This is a genomic window from Pantoea sp. CTOTU46764, assembly GCF_031974595.1.
GTDB lineage: Bacteria > Pseudomonadota > Gammaproteobacteria > Enterobacterales > Enterobacteriaceae > Pantoea > Pantoea trifolii.
This window is the reverse complement of record NZ_DALYOQ010000073.1, coordinates 8,506-26,767: the sequence shown is the minus strand read 5'-3', so window position 1 is coordinate 26,767 and position 18,262 is coordinate 8,506. Positions and strand designations below refer to the sequence as shown.

Here is an 18,262-nt window from a genome sequence, read left to right as displayed (position 1 = left end):
TGTTGCGCGCCATCCGCAGCGCCGAGCGCAGAGTGACGGCCAGGATGAGCCGACACGACGTCGGCGAAAGCGCGGCATGAGCCAGGAAGGCGAATCCGCGCGGTCCGCCAGGACGGAGCGATAAACGAGGGAACAGCGAGGACGGCGCAAGGCGCGGATTGCTAAGGTCCGCGCCTTCGGACCTTAGCCCGGCCGCCTGCTTCGGGCATTCTGAAAACTGCCAGATGTTTAGCGGGCGGAACCCTTGCGGTGCCAGCGCACTGCTTATCTGACAAGCATCACACCATTTATGGCGACCTGGCTAACTTCAGAACAACCGTGGCCCGTAGCCCCACAGAACCACCGTCAGCGCCAGCAGCACTTCAAACACCAGCACACCAATCGCCAACGTTGAACCGGAGAAACGCAGGCTCTCTTCACGGTCGATGCTCAGGAACACCGGAATGCCGACATAAAGCAAATAACCGGTATAAACCAGCGCCACCGCGCCCGCCAGCACGCAAAGCCACACTAATGGATAGAGCGCCACCAGCCCGCTGAGGAACAGCGGCGTTGCCACATAGCCGGCAAACACCGTGCAGCGCTGCAGGCTAGGACGCTGCGGGTAGTTACGTGCCATCCAGTGGATCACCCGCCCCATTACCGCCACGCCGCCGAGAATAATCAGATAGAACAGAATGCCGAGACCGATACCGGTCAGTAGATTGAGTTGTACGAATTGCCCTTCGCCCAGATTCCAGCCCAGTTGCGTAGTCCCGATAAAGGCGCAGATCACCGGGATCGCCGCCATTAACAGAACATGATGGGTGTAATGGTGCGAAACGCTCTCATTTTCCTGTTTAATATCGCGCATTTCCTGACCTGGATGCGCCAGTAAACCCCAGACATGATTCATACATCTACTCCTTTGCTGCGATGGGCTGCCCTTACAGCTAACGGCCTGATCAACGGAGGCAGCGTTAACTCAAGTATAATCGTCAGCGCCGTTTTTGCGGGTCGCCACACAAATTAAGCCGCTGGTATACACTAATAACGATTTCACACTTTGCAGGGAGGATAATTTGCATCTCGATATCAATGGATTAATCACCCAATATGGTTATCTGGCGCTGCTGATTGGCTGTATTGCCGAAGGGGAAACGTTCACGCTGTTGGGCGGGGTGGCGGCGCATGAAGGCTTATTGCACTTCAGCGGCGTGGTGCTAGCGGCGATGATCGGCGGCATTATTGGCGATCAGCTGCTGTTCTGGCTGGGACGTCGTTATGGCACGCGTATATTGCGTCGTTTCAGTAAACATCAGGAAACTATCGGCAAAGCTAATCGGCTGATTCGCAAACATCCCAGCATGTTCGTGATTGGCGTGCGCTTTATGTATGGCTTCCGTATTGTCGGGCCGATCATCATCGGTACCAGCCATCTCAAGCCGCTGCGCTTCTTTATTTTGAATGTGATTGGCGCGGCGCTGTGGTCACTGATCTTTGTCTCGCTGGGCTACTTCGCCGGACAGATCGTTGCGCCCTGGCTGCACAAGATCGATCAGCACCTCAAGCCGGTATTGTGGCTGGCGGCAGCGGTGATTTTCGGCATTGTCCTGCGCTTTATCATTCGCCACTGGAACCGCCGCCGCGCCGGTTAATTATTGGTGGTAACCCTTAAACTGCGGATTGGCCAACATAAAACCACCGTCGACAATAAACGATTGTCCGGTGGTATAGGTTGCCCACTCCGAACAGAGCCAGGCCACTAAACTCGCCACTTCGCGCGTATCGCCGGGACGCCCAATCGGGATTTCCGGCATACGTCGCCCTTGCTGATCATCTTTCATATCGTTCATTGCGGTGGCAATCGCGCCCGGCGCGACCGCGTTCACCAGAATATGGTGCGGCAACAGACTCAATGCCATCGACTTGGTCAGGCCACCAAGCGCATGTTTCGCGGCGGTATAGGCGGTGGCATCCGGCAGCGGCGTGTGTTCATGCACCGAGGTGATGTTGATGATGCGTCCGCCGTCGCCCTGATCCACCATATGGCGCGCGGCAATCTGCCCGCACAGAAACGCGCCATCGACATCCACATTGAACACTTTGCGCCAATCTTCAAAGGTGACGTCGAGAAAGTCGGCTTTGGTCATCACGCCCGCATTGCTCACCAGTACATCGATACGTCCCAGCGAGTTGATCAGCTGCGCCAGTTGCTTTGCGCCAGCTTGCGGATCGGCAAGATTAACCTGCCTTACCTGCGCCTGCTGTCCACGGCTCTCCACCATGCGTGCGGTTTCCTGGGCGCCCTCTTCATCCGAACTCCAGGTGATGCCAAGCGTATAGCCCGCTTCGGCCAGCATCACCGCACAGCTGCGACCAATGCCAGAACTGGATCCGGTGACCACAGCGACTTTCTGTTTTCCTGAACTCATAACATTCTCCTGATTGAGGGTGTCTTAACAGTATAGAAGTTATCCTTCTGTGCCTCGGCGCCGCCGAATCTGCCGTTTCGTCTATAGTTAACAATTACATACGCATTAGGGGGCACGATGAGCGAGATAAAACGAAGAATAGACGACCACGGTGTGATCGGTGATTTACGCACCTGCGCCCTGATCGCGAATGACGGCACCATCGATTATTTATGCTGGCCGGAGCTCGATAGCCCGTCGGTTTTCGCCGCCCTGCTCGACAGCGATGAGGCTGGCCTTTTCTCCCTCGCGCCGGACTGGAAACATGCCCGCCAGCAGCAGCTTTACCTGCCGGATACCAATATTCTGCAAACCCGCTGGCTGGATGACGCGGGCGTGGCAGAGATCACCGATTACATGCCGATTTGCGATGAACACAGCAAAGTGCCGCGTATCGTGCGTCGCGTGAAGATGGTACGCGGTACGGCAAAATTTCATCTGCTGTGCGCCCCGCGCCATGACTATGCCCGCGCCGAAACCACCACCGAACTGCGCCCCGGCGGCATTGCGTTTCTGGCACCCGGACAACCCACGTTGCGCCTGAGCGCTACGGTGGTGATGACGCGCGAAAATCACAGCGCGGTAGCGGAATTCACCCTGAAAGCCGGTGAAACCGCTGAATTTGTCTTTGGCAACGATGACGATGCCAACGTGGCCAGGATCGCCACCGAACAGTGTTTCCATGACACGCTCCAGTACTGGCGGCGCTGGAGCAGCCACAGTTCCTATCGCGGCCGCTGGCAGGAGATGGTGACGCGGTCGGCGCTGGCGCTGAAGCTGCTCACCTCGCATCAGCACGGTTCCATCGCCGCGGCCGCCACCTTTGGTTTACCGGAAGAGTTGGGTGGCGAGCGCAACTGGGATTATCGTGCCTCGTGGATCCGCGATGCCTCATTTAGCATGTACGCGCTGATGCGCCTCGGCTACACCGAAGAAGCGCGTGACTTCACCAAGTGGGTCGGCCGCTGCGTCGAGCACAGCCACGACGACACGCCGCACTTACAGGTGATGTATCGCCTCGACAGCGGCACCGAGCTGCATGAAACCGAGCTGCTCAATCTCTCTGGCTACGCTAATTCACGTCCGGTGCGCATCGGCAATGATGCCTGGCGTCAGACGCAGCTCGATATTTACGGTGAGCTAATGGATGCCATCTATCTCGCCAACAAATATGGCGAAGCGATTTCACATCGCGGCTGGAAGTACGTCTCCGATATGATCGATTACGTCTGCGCAAACTGGAATCAGCCCGATGCTGGCATCTGGGAGATGCGCGGTGAACCAGAGCATTTCCTGCATTCACGCCTGATGTGTTGGGTCGCGCTCGATCGCGCGCTGCGATTAGGCATGAAGCGTTCATTGCCGATGCCGTACGAACGCTGGGATCGGGTGCGCAGCGAGATCCGCGATGATATCTGGCAGAACTTCTGGAACCCGGAACTGGGCCATTTCACCGCCACGCGCGGCGGAACATTTCTTGATGCGTCGATGCTATTGATGCCGCTGGTGCGCTTTGTTAGCTCCACCGATCCCGACTGGATTTCGACGCTGGACGCGATTAAAACGCATCTGGTGAGCGACGGTTTAGTTCGACGCTATAACATTCACGAGACGCCTGCCGATGCTTTAAAAGGTGGAGAAGGCTCTTTTGCCGCCTGCTCATTCTGGTATGTGGAGTGTCTGGCGCGTGCGGGTCGCGTACATGAGGCGCATTTTGAGTTTGAAAAGCTGCTGAGTTACGCCAACCCGCTTGGTCTGTATGCCGAAGAGTTCACTTCGCACGGTGAAGCCTTGGGTAACATGCCGCAGGCGTTGACGCATCTGGCCTTAATCAGTGCCGCTTTTTTCCTCAATCGTAAACTGAGTAATGAAGTGACGCTGTGGCAGCCGTGAAAATTCACTTTTTGGGCTGCGGATCCAAGAGAATTGTCTGGTAAAGACAAGGAATTGCGTAAAGTATCTGCAGCCAGTAAAAATCCTGATTTCCATCAATGCGTCAATGCACATATAATGCGCAGCGGGTCATACTGACCACGATGGATTCGACACACTGACAAGCCTGAAACATGGCCATAACGACTTGAAAAACATGAAAATGAGCATTCGCGCGTTCGCTTCACTCGCCCTCGCACTGGCGGCGTTCAGCCAGTCGGCATTTGCAGTAGTCTATCCGCTGCCGCCGGCTAACAGCCGTCTGATCGGCGAAAACATTGAAATCACCGTCCCTGATGACAGCAAACTTCCGCTGGAAGCCTTTGCTGCTCAGTATCAGATGGGCCTCAGCAACATGCTGGAAGCCAATCCGGGCGTTGACGTTTATCTGCCGAAAGCTGGCACTAAAATGATCATCCCACAGCAACTGATTCTGCCTGACGCGCCGCGTGAAGGCATCGTGATCAACAGCGCTGAGATGCGTCTTTATTACTACCCGAAAGGCACCAAAACTGTGGTCGTGCTGCCAATCGGTATCGGCGAGCTGGGTAAAGATACGCCGATCAACTGGACAACGGCGGTTGAGCGTAAGAAAGATGGCCCAACCTGGACGCCAACCAAAGCGATGCACGCAGAATATGCGGCACGCGGCGAGAGCATTCCGGCGGTGTTCCCGGCTGGCCCGGATAACCCGATGGGTCTGCACGCGCTGTATATTGGCCGCCTGTATGCGATTCACGGTACTAACGCCAACTTCGGTATCGGCCTGCGCGTGAGCCACGGCTGCGTGCGTCTGCGTGCTGACGACATTAAATGGCTGTTCGACAACGTGCCGGTTGGCACGCGCGTTCAGTTCATCGATCAGCCGGTGAAAGCCACCGTTGAGCCAGATGGTTCGCGTTATGTGGAAGTGCACAATCCGCTGTCGACCACCGAAGAGCAGTTCAACTCACGCGAAGTGGTGCCGATTAACCTGACTTCCGCGGTGACCAAAGTGATTGCCGATGCCAGCACCAACCAGGATGCGGTCAACAACGCTATCCAGGCGCGTAACGGTATGCCGATCAAGATTAACGGTCCAGCAGGCGAGGTTCAGCCAGCACCGGTTCCGGTTCAGGAGTCTTCTGACGCATTGCCGAAAGAAGAGCCAATGACACCGCAAGGTATCAACGGTGCAGCGCCAGCGGCGCAGCCGACCTCCAGCCTGTAATCACGGTTGAAGATGTGAAGAGCCAGCCTGCGGGCTGGTTTTTTTGCGCGCGCATTAAGAAGGTCGCCATGAATGGCGACCCTACGGAAACGGCAAGATCGCCATTTATGGCGAAAGCGTCCGTTCCGGGTTTTGTAGGGTCGCCATTTATGGCGACCTGGCCAAATCAATCACGCGGTCGTCGAAACGCCAGCCACCCCGCCACCAGCGTAAACGCCAGCACCACCAACACCAGCAGCAAAAAACCGTGCGGATTATTCGCCAGCGGAATCCCGCCCACATTCATACCAAAAAATCCCGCCACGATATTGATCGGCAGCGCCAGTACGGTAATCACCGTCAGCAAAAACAGCGTGCGGTTGCTCTGCTCCATCAAACGCGCGGCGATCTCTTCCTGCAACAAACGAATCCGCTCCATCAAACTCGCCAAATCATTCAATGCTACGCTGAACTCTTCAGTAAAAATCCGCAGCTCGCCTAACGGTTCGCGCTTCAGCCATTTGGGCGGACGATTCAACAGGCGGAACAGCGCCGCCGGTTCCGGTGCCAGCAAACGCTGCACACGCAGCAGCATACGGCGCAGCTGCCCCAGCTCACGACGATTGGTTTTGATCGCCGCACTCAGCAGCCGCTCTTCAATCGCATCCACCGCCTGACTGGATCGCCGTACCACTTGCTCCAGCTGCGCTTCCTGCTCGCCGAGCAGCCATAGCAACATCGCATCCGGCTCGGCGAACTTCAGGCGATCCATCTGCTGATGCATGCGCTCAATCATGCCAACCGGACGAAAACGCGCGGTGACCACCACTCGCGGGCAGCACCACATCCACAGCGTGGCGTTCTGCGTGCTGCGCTCCTCCTTACTGAAAGTCACGTCATTGAGCACCGCCAACAGCGCATCGTTTTGATGGGCTAAACGGGTGCGCGGCGAAGCCGAATGTATCTCATCGAAAAAGTCGTGGTCTACGCCAAAGTGGTCCTGAACCCAACGCTCTGCTCGCGCGTGATTCAGGTTGATGTGCAGCCAGATAAAGTACGACTCCGGCAGCTGCTGCTGCGCCAGCTGGGCCGCTTCACGCGCATTGAGGCGCTGGGGCGGCGACGCGGGGGTAAACAGATAACCGTGAATCAATCCGGCGACTTCATTGTTGAAGTCCGGCAGCGAGGCGAGTGGTAGCACGGGCTGGAGCATTAGCAGGTCATTCCGCAGCGGTCAGATCCATAGCGTGCGACAGCTTTGTTGCAGCACGATGACACAGCGTGATCGCCATCATCATTCTGTCATACAAACCACGTATCACACTGCCAGTAACGGATGCCGTTCGAGCATCGTGATTTAACACTGAGGTGTTTTATGGCTGAAAACAGTTTACCTGCATCGACCTCCTCGTCCCACAGCGGACGCCCGAACCTTAACCGCGGCAACGGTCCAGCCTCACGCCTGATCTTTGTACTGTTGCTGATTGCTGGCCTGATGTATGCCGGCATTAACCTGTTTAATGACGTGGAAGAGACCGGCGCGCCGGTCACCAGTTATACGCCGTTCGTACTGCTTGGCGTGGCGCTGATCATCGCGCTCGGCTTTGAATTTGTGAACGGTTTCCACGATACCGCCAACGCCGTGGCTACGGTGATCTACACCCATTCGCTGTCGCCGGGCGTGGCGGTGATGTGGTCCGGTTTCTGTAACTTTTTGGGCGTGCTGCTCTCCAGCGGCGTGGTGGCGTTCGGCATTATCTCGCTGTTGCCGGTGGAGCTGATTCTGCAGGCGGGCAGCGGCCACGGCTTCGCCATGGTGTATGCGCTGCTGTTCTCGGCGATTATCTGGAACCTCGGCACCTGGTATTTCGGTTTGCCGGCCTCCTCTTCGCATACGTTGATCGGTTCGATCATTGGCGTCGGCGTGGCGAACGCCTTGCTGCATGGCCGCAGCGGCACCAGCGGCGTGGATTGGGATCAGGCGATTAAAGTCGGTTACGCGCTGCTGCTGTCGCCGATTGTTGGCTTCGTCTGTGCCGCCCTGCTGCTGCTGGCGATGAAAGCCTTTATCCGCAATCGCCAGCTGTATGAAGCGCCGAAGGGCAATCAGCCGCCGCCGGTATGGATTCGCGGCTTGCTGATCCTCACCTGCACTGGCGTCTCTTTCGCGCATGGCTCGAATGACGGCCAAAAAGGCATGGGCTTAATCATGTTGATTCTGGTCGGCACCATGCCGATTGCCTATGCGCTGAACCGCTCGCTGCCGCCGGAACAGATTCCGCGCGTCGCCGCCTTAACTCAGGTGACGGAACAGCAGCTGCTGATGCTGCAACCGGCGCCCGCCGCCATGCCCGCACCGCGTGAAGTGCTGACCGAATTCGTGCGCACCAACCAAAATCGCCCGCAAGTGATACCGGCGCTCGGCATGATGCTCGGCGATATTGGCGATCAGATTCGCCGCTACGGCGCGGTGGAGAATATTCCGGCGCAGGCGGTGACTAACACGCGAAACGACATGTATCTGGCATCGGAAACCATCAAGCATCTGCAAAATGCCAAAGTGACGCTGCCGGAAGAGACCGCACGCAACCTGGCGGCGGTGAAGAAAGAGCTGGATGCCGCGACGCGCTTTATCCCGATGTGGGTGAAAGTGGTGGTGGCGATAGCGCTGGGCCTCGGCACCATGGTTGGCTGGCGTCGCATTGTGGTCACGGTGGGCGAACGCATCGGTAAAACCCATCTCACCTACGCGCAAGGGGCCAGCGCCGAACTGGTGGCAATGGCGACCATTGGCGCGGCGGATGTGTTTGGCCTGCCGGTTTCCACCACGCATGTGCTCTCTTCGGGCGTCGCCGGATCGATGGCCGCCAACCGTTCAGGTTTGCAACTTTCCACCATTCGCAATCTGGCGATGGCGTGGGTGCTGACGCTGCCGGTTTCTGTTTTACTTTCGGGGCTCCTTTACGCCCTGTTTATCCACCTGTAACGGGAGAAAATGATGGCGACTCACGACAATAGCTTCCACAGCGAGACCTTTAATCAGCGTCTGCTGCAGGAGTTTTACGACAGCTACGACGAAGAGCTGGAGATGGAGCTGGATGACCTGCGTTTTAATGACAGCGGCGAGCCGCAGGCGGATGACGATAAAGCCTTTCGTCGCCGCTATTTCCGCGAACTGCTGCATCTGCAAGGCGAGCTGGTGAAACTGCAGGATTGGGTGATGCGCACCGGACATCGCGTGGTGATTCTGTTTGAAGGGCGCGATGCGGCGGGGAAAGGCGGCGTCATCAAACGCATCACCCAGCGCCTCAATCCGCGCACCTGTCGCGTAGCCGCTCTGCCCGCGCCTAACGATCGCGAGAAAACGCAGTGGTATTTTCAGCGCTATATCGCCCATCTGCCGGCCGCCGGTGAGATCGTGATGTTTGACCGCAGCTGGTATAACCGCGCGGGCGTTGAGCGCGTGATGGGTTTCTGCAACGAAGATGAAGTGGAAGAGTTTTACCGCAGCGTGCCGGAGTTTGAAAAAATGCTGACGCGCAGCGGCATCCAGATCATCAAATACTGGTTCTCGATCACCGATGAGGAGCAGGAGCTGCGCTTCCTCAGCCGTATTCACGATCCGCTTAAACAGTGGAAGCTGAGCCCGATGGATCTCGAAAGCCGTCGTCGCTGGGAAGATTACACCGAGGCGAAAGAGGAGATGCTGGAGCGCACCAACATCCCCGAAGCACCGTGGTGGGTGGTGCAAGGCGTGGACAAGAAACGCGCGCGCCTTAACTGCATCAGCCATTTGCTGCAGCAGATGCCGTACGAAGAGAGCGAAGCCAAACCGATTATGTTACCGCCGCGCGAACGTTCTGAAGACTATCGCCGCGCACCGGTACCCGAGCACATGGTGGTGCCGGAGAAATACTAAAGCGCTTGCGCGGCCGTCTGGCTGCGGTGCTGCTGGTGCAGGCGCAGCGTAATCATAAACGCGCCCAACACCATCAGCGCTGCCGCCAGATAGACCGATTGCATGCCCCAATGACCCATCAGCAAGCCCGCTACCGGCCCAGTTAATCCCAGCCCTAAATCAAGAAACGCCGAATAGGTGCCGAGCGCCGAACCCTGATCCTGCTGTTGTACGCGCTTCACCGCTTCCACGCCCAGCGCCGGGAACACCAGCGAGAAACCGCCGCCGGTAAGGAACGCGCCCAAATCCACCAGCCAGATACTGTCGGCCTGCCAAATCAGCAGCAATCCGGCACACTCCAGCACAAACGACACCAGCGCCACTTTCAGGCCACCAAAACGCGTGATGTAACGACCAAAACCGAGGCGCACAATCACAAAGCCAAGGCTGAACAGCGTCAGCGCGAACGCGGCTCCGCTCCAGTCGCGGCTGGCGAAATAGAGGGTGATAAAGGTGGAGATTACGCCGAAGCCGATGGTGCCAAAACCGAGCGCCAGGCCAAACATCCACACGCGACTGACCACGCGATGAAACGGAATGCGCACGCCGGCGGTAACGCTGACGCCCGCTTTGCAGCTCGCCATCCAGAATCCGGCAACGCCCATGATCGCCACCAAACCGGCAAAGCCGCTGATGCCAAACCACTGATTAAGCAGCACGCCAAGCGGCGCACCAATCGCCATGGCGAAATAGGTCGCCACGCCGTTCCACGAGATCACGCGCGCGGTTTGCAGCGGGCCGACAATGTTCATGCCCCACAGCGTCGATCCGGTGCTGCTGAAGCTTTCACCGACGCCGAGGAACAAGCGCCCCGCCGCCAGCAGCGCCAGGCTTAGCAGCGGCATATCGCTGCACAGCGCGGCGATAATCGATAACACGCCGCTCATGCCGCAGAACACCAATCCCATCATCACCACGCGTTTTGGACCGTAGCGATCCGCCAGACGACCGGAGTGCGGGCGACTTAACAGCGTGGCGAAGTACTGCAGGCTGATGATCAATCCGGCGATGAATGAGCTGAATCCAAGCTGGTTATTCACGAATCCCGGCAGCACCGCGAGCGGCAAACCCACCGAAAGGTAGCAAAAGAAGGTGAAGACAATGACGGAGAGAATACGTTTATTTAACTGAGCGTTACTCAGTACAGCGGCGTCAGACATGGAAGGTGGCGTCGGGCATGATGATGAAATTGAACGACAACTATAACCTTAGCGTGCTAAGAGATCGCGGATTTTTTAGTTATAAAGTTTATATGCACTTGTATGAGAAGGTCGCCATGAATCGTACCCGACAAATGACAAGGTCGCCATGAATGGCGACCCTACGAGGATTTGATTAATGCTGCGGCATGGCGCTCGATTGCGGTGGCGATGTCGGCGGAGACTTTGAGGGTGCGGACTTCGCTGAATAAGCCGTCGGCTTGATGATACGCCTTGCGCAGGTAGCCAAGCCACTGCTTGATGCGCGCCACGTGATACATGCCGGTATCGCCCTGCTTTTCCAGCTGAGTGTACTTCAGCAACAATGCGACCACATCAGGCCAGGGCATCGGCGCTTCGTTGTACTTCACCACGCGCGCCAGATTCGGCACGTTGAGCGCACCGCGCCCAATCATCACCGCATCACAGCCGGTAATACGCATGCAATCCTGCGCATCCTGCCAGTTCCAGATTTCACCGTTGGCGATCACCGGAATGCGTAGACGCTGGCGGATTTCGCCAATCGCCTGCCAGTTAATGCTTTCGGCGCGATAGCCATCTTCTTTGGTACGGCCGTGCACCACCAATTCGCTGGCACCGGCTTGCTGCACCGCATCGGCGATCTCAAAGCGACGATCGCCGGAATCCCAGCCAAGGCGCACTTTCACCGTCACCGGCAGATGATCCGGCACCGCTTCACGCATCGCTTTCGCGCCGCGATAGATCAGTTCGGGATCTTTCAGCAAGGTGGCGCCGCCGCCGCTGCCGTTTACCAGCTTCGACGGACAGCCGCAGTTGAGATCGACGCCCCAGGAACCGAGTTCCACCGCGCGCGCGGCGTTCTCTGCCAGCCATTCGGGATATTGCCCGAGCAGCTGCATGCGCACCCGCGTGCCTGACGGCGTGCGGCTGTGGTTATGCAGCTCAGGACACAAACGATAAAAGGATTTTACCGGCAGCAGCTGATCGACTACGCGCAAAAACTCGGTCACGCATAAGTCATAATCATTAACCCCGGAGAGCAGCTCACGCACCAGCGAATCGAGCACGCCCTCCATCGGTGCCAGCAAAACCCTCATGACGTTAAGCGTTCCCGGTTTTCTTTGGTGCCGGACGACGACGACCGCTGTTGGCGGCTGGCGCGGCCTGGCTTGCGCCCTGCGCTGGACGACGCGCTGGACGCGCTTCACCCTGCGGACGTGGTGCATTGCCGCTGTGTGGACGAGAGACGTTGCCGCCCTGTCCGCGACCCTGGCCTTGACCACGTCCACCTTGGCCGCGACCGCCGCCCTGCTGCTGACGACCGTTCTGGATGGGCTCGGCTTTGATGCTTGGATCGACTTCGAAACCAGGCAGCTCGATGCGCGGGATTTCACGCTTCAACAGACGCTCAATGTCACGCAGCAGTTTGTGTTCATCCACACACACCAGCGACAGTGCCGCGCCGGTAGCAGCCGCACGGCCGGTACGACCGATACGGTGCACGTAATCTTCCGCCACGTTTGGCAGCTCGTAGTTCACCACGTGTGGCAGCTCTTCGATATCCAGGCCACGCGCCGCGATGTCGGTGGCAACCAACACGCGAATGCCGCCAGATTTGAAGTCAGCCAATGCACGGGTACGCGCGCCCTGGCTCTTGTTGCCGTGGATCGCGGCGGCGGTGATGCCGTCTTTGTTCAGCTGCTCAGCCAGATGGTTAGCGCCGTGTTTGGTACGGGTGAACACCAGCACTTGCTGCCAGTTATCACGGCCAATCATCAGCGACAGCAGTTCCCGCTTGCGCTTCTTATCCACGAAGTGCACTTGCTGAGAAACCTGCTCAGATGCGGTGTTACGACGCGCCACTTCAACCTGTTCTGGGTTGGTGAGCAATTTTTCCGCCAGCGTTTTGATCTCGTCAGAGAAGGTGGCCGAGAACAGCAGGTTCTGACGCTTAGCAGGCAGACGCGCCAGCACGCGACGGATGTCGTGGATGAAGCCCATGTCGAGCATACGGTCCGCTTCATCCAGCACAAGGATTTCAACCTGTGACAGATCAACCGCGTTCTGGTGTGCCAGATCGAGCAGACGGCCCGGTGTTGCCACCAATACGTCAACGCCGCCGCGCAGTTTCATCATCTGCGGGTTGATGCTCACGCCGCCAAATACCACCAGCGAACGGATATCGAGATATTGGCTGTACTCACGCACGTTCTCGCCAACCTGAGCCGCCAGTTCGCGGGTCGGGGTCAGGATTAAAGCACGCACCGGACGGCGGCCACGCGCCGTGGACGGTTTTGCAGTCAGACGCTGCAGCAATGGCAGCGTAAAGCCGGCGGTTTTACCGGTGCCGGTTTGGGCGCTCGCCAGCAGGTCACGACCAGCCAGCACCACAGGAATTGCCTGACGCTGAATCGGCGTCGGCTCTTGGTAGCCTTGTTCTGCTACCGCACGCAAAATATCGGCACTTAAGCCGAGAGAGTCAAATGACATGCAGGTGTATTACTCCGAACCGTCCTGATCGCCGTGGGCGATGTAGTTTTCAGGAGGGATATGACGCAAGCGCGAGGCTCACGTGTGAAAAGGGCACAAACTACCATGCGTAAGGGCGCGAGTTTAGCAGCTTTCCGCGCGTACAGCATCCATAAAAAAAGGAGCCGCATTCGGCTCCTTTTTGTCAGGTCCGCAGGGTTGCGGTCCCTAATCAATCAACTGCGCTTCTTCTCGATGCGCTGGACCGGCTCTTTCGCCAGCAGTGATACCAGCGCCGGTCCCACCAACATCACCACGCCGAGAATACCAATCAGCAGGTTGTTGTGGATAAAGCGGGAGATCAGGAACAGTGTTAACATCGCTGCGCCAAAGTAGTACGTGGTGGTCACCTCTTCGAGGGAATCACCCATTCTACGTAAACGGGCACTACGCTGCATGACCAGCATGGTAATGAATACCACCGCATAAGCTGCCACCAGGGTACTGCTCACTTCAACCAGCGCCCTATGTTTCCAGCCCCAAACCAGCGCGGCAATCACCAGCAGGTGCATTGCAATGTGCAAACAGGTTTGTCCGGTAACAATCTGAACACGATTAGACCATTTCATTCTCTTCTCCTGGCAGACCCAACAGGTCGCCCAAGTGTATCTGGCTGGAGGCCAGACGAACGTCCTCAATGTAAAGCAAATTTCGGATTACGCCCTAATTTTCTGCCCTTAACACCATCCATTTGTGACAAAGACTACACTTTGTGCTGTTGATGATGAAAAGGAGCGCGTCGAAGTATGCCACAAAATACGCAAGGATTTTCATTTAAAGTCCTGACGATCAATACCCACAAGGGGTTCACCAGCTTTAATCGCCGCTTTATCCTGCCGGAATTGCGCGACGCAGTCCGCGCCACATCGGCGGATATCGTCTTCCTGCAAGAGGTGATGGGCACCCACGCCATCCATTCGCTGAACATCGAAAACTGGCCGGAAACCTCACATTACGAGTTTCTGGCCGATACCATGTGGAACGATTTCGCCTATGGCCGCAACGCCGTTTATCCCGAGGGACATCACGGGAACGCGATATTGTCACGATTTCCCATCGTTGAATATGAAAACCGCGATATTTCCGTCGCCGGAAGTGAAAAGCGCGGCATGTTGCACTGCCAAATTCGCCTGCCGGATCGTGCTGAGCCGCTGCATGTGTTCTGCGTGCATCTGGGTCTGAAAGAGAAACATCGCCAGGCGCAGATGAAGATGATGTGCGACTTCATCGATACGCTGCCGCCCGATGCGCCCTTGGTGGTGGCCGGTGATTTTAATGACTGGCAGGTCAGCGCCAATCGCTTTCTCAAGCGCGCGGTGGGCTTAGAGGAAGTGTTCAGTATCAAAACTGGCCGCCCAGCCCGCACTTTTCCGGCACGTTTTCCGTTGTTGAGGCTTGATCGTATCTACATCCGCAACGCTACGGTCAGTAAGCCGTGGGCGCTGCCGGTTAAACCCTGGTCACACCTGTCCGATCATGCGCCATTAGCGGTGGAGATTTTCCTATGAGTTTCAATTGGCGCGACGGTAATCAGCTCCGTTTGCTTGAGAACGGTGACGAATTTTTCCCGCGCGTGTGGGGCGCGATTCAGCGTGCCGAACGCACGCTGCTGCTGGAAACCTTTATCCTGTTTGAGGATGAAGTGGGCAACGACCTGCACGAAGCTCTGCTGCACGCAGCGCAGCGCGGGGTGAAAGTTGAAGTGATGGTCGATGGCTACGGCTCGCCGGATCTATCCGATCGCTTTGTCGATAGCCTGACCGCCGCTGGCGTGCGTTTTATCTATTACGATCCGCGTCCGCTGGTGCTCGGTATGCGCACTAACGTGTTTCGTCGCCTGCACCGCAAAATTGTGGTGATTGATGAAGCGATCGCCTTTGTCGGCGGCATCAACTTCTCCGCTGAACACAACATCGATTTCGGTGCAGAAGCCAAGCAGGATTATGCGGTGGAGGTGAAAGGTCCGGTGGTGCTGGATATTGCCCAATACGTGCAGCAACAGATGGGCAGCGAACAGCACACGCGGCGCTGGTGGGGTGCGCGTTCCCACCGCCCAGCGGTCAACGTCATGCCCGGTGAAGCGCAGGTGCTGTTTGTTTATCGCGATAACGACGAACACCGTGACGACATTGAGCAGCACTATCTCGCCATGCTGCGCAAAGCCCAGAAGGATGTGATCATCGCCAACGCCTACTTCTTTCCCGGCTATCGTCTGCTGCGCGAAATGCGCAGCGCGGCACAGCGCGGCGTGCGCGTCAGGCTGATTGTGCAGGGCGAACCCGATATGCCGATCGTTAAAGTTGGGGCCGAGTTGCTGTACAACTATTTGGTCGATGGTGGCGTAGAAGTGTATGAATACTGCCGCCGCCCGCTGCACGGCAAAATTGCGGTGCAGGATCAGCAGTGGTCCACGGTCGGTTCCAGCAACCTCGATCCGCTGAGTTTATCCCTCAATCTCGAAGCCAATTTGATGGTACACGATCGCGCCTTCAATCAGACGCTGCGCGACAATCTGGAGCTGCTGATTCAGCAGGACTGTGTGCGCGTGGAAGATGACAAGCTGCCGCCGCGCAACTGGTGGCAGCTGACCAAAGGCGTGATTGTGTTTCACTTTTTACGCCACTTCCCGGCCATCGCCGGTTGGTTGCCTGCGCATACCCCGCGCTTGTCGCAGGTTGCGCCGCCGGTGCAGCCTGAAATGGAAACCCAGGATCGGGTTGAAGCCGATAATTCAGGAGCGAAACCCTAATGTCGAAAAAGAATCCGCGCTGGCAACTGGCGAAGAAAATCCTCACCTGGCTGTTTTTTATCGCGGTGATTGTGCTGCTGGTGGTGTATGCGCGCAAGGTGAACTGGGAAGACGTTTATACAGTGATCGTCGGCTACAACCGCTATGTAGTGCTGAGCGCCGCCGCGCTGGTGGTGGTGAGTTATCTGACTTACGGCCTTTACGACCTGATTGGACGCGCCTACTGCGGCCATAAGCTGGCGAAACGTCAGGTGATGCTGGTGTCGTTTATCTGCTATGCCTTCAACCTGACGCTCAGCACCTGGGTTGGCGGCGTGGCGATGCGTTATCGGCTCTACTCGCGTCTCGGTTTGCCGGGCAACACCATTACACGCATCTTCTCGCTGAGCATCGCCACCAACTGGCTTGGCTACATTCTGCTGGCCGGCGTGGTGTTTGCGGCGGGCATGGTGCCAATTCCTTCTGGTTGGTTCATTGGCGAAACCACCCTGCGCATTATTGGCGCGGTGCTGCTGGTGATGGTGGCCGTCTATTTGTGGGCGTGCGCCTTCGCGAAGAAGCGCCGCTGGACGGTAAAAGGCCAGCATCTACAGCTGCCTTCGCTGCGCATGGCGCTGTTCCAGTTTGCCGTATCCTGCGCCAACTGGATGGTAATGGGCATGATTATCTGGCTGCTGCTGGCGCGTCAGGTGGATTATCCCATCGTGCTGGGCGTGCTGTTGATCAGCAGTATCGCGGGCGTGATTATTCATATTCCGGCCGGGATTGGCGTGCTGGAGGCGGTATTTTTGGCGCTGCTGAGTGGGCAACATGCCTCGCACGGCAGCATTATCGCGGCGCTGCTGGCTTATCGCGTGCTCTACTTTATCCTGCCGCTGTTGGTGGCGCTGGTGCTCTATTTGTGGCTGGAGAGTCGTGCGAAGCATTTGCGGCAGAAGAATGAGCAGAAGATGGAGAAATCGGTTTCGCGTTAGTTCTGTGCGGGTTTCCCCTCACCCTGGCCCTCTCCCGCAGGCGGGAGAGGGGACGGATTGGTGCAGACCGCACGCGGGTGAGGGAACAGTTTGGTGCGTGGTTTAGCGGCGGTTGCCGAAGATGCGCAGCAGCATCAGGAACAGGTTGATAAAGTCGAGATACAGCGTTAACGCGCCCATGATTGAGGCGCGACGCAGGTTCTCTTTGTCATTGACGTTGATGTTCTCGCCAATCGCCTTCAGCCTCTGCGTGTCATAGGCGGTTAAGCCAACAAACACCACCACGCCGATATAGGTAATCGCCCACATCAGCGCCGGGCTTTTCAGCCAGAAGTTCACCAGCGACGCCAGCAAAATACCGATCAGCGCCATAAACAGCAGGCTGCCAAAACGGCTCAGGTCGCGCTTGGTGGTGTAACCGTAGAAGCTCATGGCACCGAACATCCCGGCCGTCACGAAGAAGGTGCTGGCGATGGATGAGTAAGTGTAAACGAGGAAAATACTCGCCATTGTCAGACCGGTCAGCGCCGAATAGAGCATAAACAGCGCGGTAGCCACTGCGCCGCTCATGCGTTGCACCATGCCAGACAGCACAAACACCAGCGCCAGTTGCGCGATGATCAGACCAAAGAAAGTGATACGGTTAGCAAACACCAATTCCATTACTGCAGGTGTACGGGCAGCAAACCACGAAACAAACGCGGTGAGCAGCAAGCCACAGGTCATCCAGCCATACACCTGCGCCATGTAGGTCTGCAGCGAGGTGGATGCCTGCTGCACGATTGAATCATTACGTGGATATCGATCCATGAAGCGCCTCATTAAATGTTAGACAAACTCTGTAAGTGTGGAGTGTACACCCGTTTGCGTCAACGGCGCGTCAAGCACTGTTGATAGCGGCCATTAACGCGCTGGGCAAACCACGCGGTGGTGAGATTGCGGGTGATTTTCGGGCTCTCCAGCTTGATGCCCGGCAGCATTTCGCGCGGCAGACGTTTTCCGGCCATCTTATCGGCAAGAATAAAGGTCTGCTTCCACAGCGTGCTTTTGGCAAAATCTTCAGTGTCGCCCTTCTCCAAATCGCGGCGGATTTCACGATTGCTCATATCCAGCTGCTTGCTCAGGCTGCGCACCGCCAATTCGGTGGAGCTGGCCTGCTCGCTGCCATACATAATCAAATCGCCATCAAGTTCCAGCTTGATGCCGCTGGCGCGCGCAATCGCCGCCTGGAATGCCGCGTTGCGGCTGGCGTACCAACCGGCGTTGAAGTCGGCAAAGCGATAGAGCGGCTGGCTAT

The 18,262-nt window shown here is 57.3% G+C and carries 17 protein-coding genes; 8 read left to right on the top strand and 9 right to left on the bottom strand.

Annotated features, from left to right (window positions below; translation table 11 throughout):
• Positions 1-307: 307 nt before the first annotated feature.
• Entirely contained in the window at positions 308-895 is a 588-nt protein-coding gene (locus tag RTM06_RS19125; protein WP_258144801.1) for a Yip1 family protein, read from the bottom strand.
• Positions 896-1,061: 166 nt separating this feature from the next.
• Between RTM06_RS19125 and RTM06_RS19120 the strand changes: the two genes are divergently transcribed.
• Complete coding sequence (locus RTM06_RS19120; protein WP_312184295.1) at positions 1,062-1,637, top strand: DedA family protein; 576 nt, start codon at positions 1,062-1,064, stop codon at positions 1,635-1,637.
• On the opposite strand, the gene RTM06_RS19115 is transcribed toward RTM06_RS19120, so the two are convergent.
• Positions 1,638-2,414 (bottom strand): SDR family oxidoreductase, encoded by a 777-nt coding sequence (locus tag RTM06_RS19115; protein ID WP_312184293.1) that lies wholly within the window; start codon positions 2,412-2,414, stop codon positions 1,638-1,640. It abuts the gene before it with no gap.
• 117 nt (positions 2,415-2,531) lie between these two features.
• Here RTM06_RS19115 and RTM06_RS19110 point away from each other — a divergent pair, with 117 nt between their 5' ends.
• Both RTM06_RS19110 and RTM06_RS19105 read left to right on the top strand, forming a co-directional pair.
• Positions 2,532-4,346, top strand: a complete 1,815-nt coding sequence (locus tag RTM06_RS19110; protein ID WP_256695979.1) for a glycoside hydrolase family 15 protein — start codon at positions 2,532-2,534, stop codon at positions 4,344-4,346.
• A 196-nt stretch (positions 4,347-4,542) separates the two neighbouring features.
• On the top strand, positions 4,543-5,595 hold the full coding sequence (locus RTM06_RS19105) for a L,D-transpeptidase family protein (RefSeq protein ID WP_256695978.1): 1,053 nt from the start codon (positions 4,543-4,545) through the stop codon (positions 5,593-5,595).
• Between the two features lie 166 nt (positions 5,596-5,761).
• Here RTM06_RS19105 and RTM06_RS19100 read toward each other — a convergent pair whose 3' ends face one another.
• Complete coding sequence (locus RTM06_RS19100; protein ID WP_008102665.1) at positions 5,762-6,787, bottom strand: transporter; 1,026 nt, start codon at positions 6,785-6,787, stop codon at positions 5,762-5,764.
• Between the two features lie 162 nt (positions 6,788-6,949).
• On the opposite strand from RTM06_RS19100, the gene RTM06_RS19095 reads away from it, so the two are divergent.
• Positions 6,950-8,560 carry an inorganic phosphate transporter gene (locus RTM06_RS19095; protein ID WP_256695977.1) on the top strand — a complete coding sequence of 537 codons (1,611 nt, stop codon included), beginning with the start codon at positions 6,950-6,952 and terminating at the stop codon, positions 8,558-8,560.
• 12 nt (positions 8,561-8,572) lie between these two features.
• Positions 8,573-9,493, top strand: a complete 921-nt coding sequence (gene ppk2 / locus RTM06_RS19090; protein ID WP_008102671.1) for a polyphosphate kinase 2 — start codon at positions 8,573-8,575, stop codon at positions 9,491-9,493.
• Here ppk2 and RTM06_RS19085 read toward each other — a convergent pair.
• The 4 genes from RTM06_RS19085 to RTM06_RS19070 form a co-directional block, all read right to left on the bottom strand.
• Complete coding sequence (locus RTM06_RS19085) at positions 9,490-10,692, bottom strand: MFS transporter (protein WP_312184290.1); 1,203 nt, start codon at positions 10,690-10,692, stop codon at positions 9,490-9,492. The two genes, ppk2 and RTM06_RS19085, sit on opposite strands and share 4 nt — an antisense overlap.
• Positions 10,693-10,853: 161 nt before the next feature.
• Entirely contained in the window at positions 10,854-11,810 is a 957-nt protein-coding gene (dusC, locus tag RTM06_RS19080; protein ID WP_256695975.1) for a tRNA dihydrouridine(16) synthase DusC, read from the bottom strand.
• A 4-nt stretch (positions 11,811-11,814) separates the two neighbouring features.
• Positions 11,815-13,203, bottom strand: a complete 1,389-nt coding sequence (gene rhlE / locus RTM06_RS19075) for an ATP-dependent RNA helicase RhlE (protein ID WP_256695974.1) — start codon at positions 13,201-13,203, stop codon at positions 11,815-11,817.
• A 215-nt stretch (positions 13,204-13,418) separates the two neighbouring features.
• Entirely contained in the window at positions 13,419-13,811 is a 393-nt protein-coding gene (locus RTM06_RS19070; RefSeq protein WP_007890591.1) for a YbhQ family protein, read from the bottom strand.
• Between the two features lie 177 nt (positions 13,812-13,988).
• On the opposite strand from RTM06_RS19070, the gene RTM06_RS19065 reads away from it, so the two are divergent.
• The 3 genes from RTM06_RS19065 to RTM06_RS19055 are packed head-to-tail and all read left to right on the top strand — an operon-like array spanning position 13,989 to position 16,965.
• Positions 13,989-14,750: an endonuclease/exonuclease/phosphatase family protein gene (locus RTM06_RS19065; protein ID WP_312184286.1), complete on the top strand. Its 762-nt coding sequence runs from the start codon at positions 13,989-13,991 to the stop codon at positions 14,748-14,750.
• On the top strand, positions 14,747-15,991 hold the full coding sequence (gene clsB, locus RTM06_RS19060) for a cardiolipin synthase ClsB (protein ID WP_312184284.1): 1,245 nt from the start codon (positions 14,747-14,749) through the stop codon (positions 15,989-15,991). Before RTM06_RS19065 ends, clsB begins: the two co-directional genes overlap by 4 nt.
• Positions 15,991-16,965: a lysylphosphatidylglycerol synthase domain-containing protein gene (locus tag RTM06_RS19055; RefSeq protein ID WP_008102686.1), complete on the top strand. Its 975-nt coding sequence runs from the start codon at positions 15,991-15,993 to the stop codon at positions 16,963-16,965. Before clsB ends, RTM06_RS19055 begins: the two co-directional genes overlap by 1 nt.
• A gap of 102 nt (positions 16,966-17,067) precedes the next feature.
• On the opposite strand, the gene RTM06_RS19050 is transcribed toward RTM06_RS19055, so the two are convergent.
• Complete coding sequence (locus RTM06_RS19050) at positions 17,068-17,775, bottom strand: Bax inhibitor-1 family protein (RefSeq protein WP_176970992.1); 708 nt, start codon at positions 17,773-17,775, stop codon at positions 17,068-17,070.
• A gap of 59 nt (positions 17,776-17,834) precedes the next feature.
• Positions 17,835-18,262 (bottom strand): DUF1615 family protein (locus RTM06_RS19045; protein ID WP_312184281.1); only part of this gene is annotated, 428 nt, incomplete at its 5' end.

What these genes read in the sequence shown, in the direction of transcription:
- RTM06_RS19105 (WP_256695978.1), top strand. Translation starts at nt 4,543, where the DNA reads ATGAAAATGAGCATTCGCGCGTTCGCTTCACTCGCCCTCGCACTGGCG.
- RTM06_RS19095 (WP_256695977.1), top strand. Translation starts at nt 6,950, where the DNA reads ATGGCTGAAAACAGTTTACCTGCATCGACCTCCTCGTCCCACAGCGGA.
- RTM06_RS19070 (WP_007890591.1), bottom strand. Translation starts at nt 13,811, where the DNA reads ATGAAATGGTCTAATCGTGTTCAGATTGTTACCGGACAAACCTGTTTG.
- ppk2 (WP_008102671.1), top strand. Translation starts at nt 8,573, where the DNA reads ATGGCGACTCACGACAATAGCTTCCACAGCGAGACCTTTAATCAGCGT.
- RTM06_RS19050 (WP_176970992.1), bottom strand. Translation starts at nt 17,775, where the DNA reads ATGGATCGATATCCACGTAATGATTCAATCGTGCAGCAGGCATCCACC.
- rhlE (WP_256695974.1), bottom strand. Translation starts at nt 13,203, where the DNA reads ATGTCATTTGACTCTCTCGGCTTAAGTGCCGATATTTTGCGTGCGGTA.
- dusC (WP_256695975.1), bottom strand. Translation starts at nt 11,810, where the DNA reads ATGAGGGTTTTGCTGGCACCGATGGAGGGCGTGCTCGATTCGCTGGTG.
- clsB (WP_312184284.1), top strand. Translation starts at nt 14,747, where the DNA reads ATGAGTTTCAATTGGCGCGACGGTAATCAGCTCCGTTTGCTTGAGAAC.
- RTM06_RS19055 (WP_008102686.1), top strand. Translation starts at nt 15,991, where the DNA reads ATGTCGAAAAAGAATCCGCGCTGGCAACTGGCGAAGAAAATCCTCACC.
- RTM06_RS19100 (WP_008102665.1), bottom strand. Translation starts at nt 6,787, where the DNA reads ATGCTCCAGCCCGTGCTACCACTCGCCTCGCTGCCGGACTTCAACAAT.
- RTM06_RS19125 (WP_258144801.1), bottom strand. Translation starts at nt 895, where the DNA reads ATGAATCATGTCTGGGGTTTACTGGCGCATCCAGGTCAGGAAATGCGC.
- RTM06_RS19065 (WP_312184286.1), top strand. Translation starts at nt 13,989, where the DNA reads ATGCCACAAAATACGCAAGGATTTTCATTTAAAGTCCTGACGATCAAT.
- RTM06_RS19085 (WP_312184290.1), bottom strand. Translation starts at nt 10,692, where the DNA reads ATGTCTGACGCCGCTGTACTGAGTAACGCTCAGTTAAATAAACGTATT.
- RTM06_RS19115 (WP_312184293.1), bottom strand. Translation starts at nt 2,414, where the DNA reads ATGAGTTCAGGAAAACAGAAAGTCGCTGTGGTCACCGGATCCAGTTCT.
- RTM06_RS19110 (WP_256695979.1), top strand. Translation starts at nt 2,532, where the DNA reads ATGAGCGAGATAAAACGAAGAATAGACGACCACGGTGTGATCGGTGAT.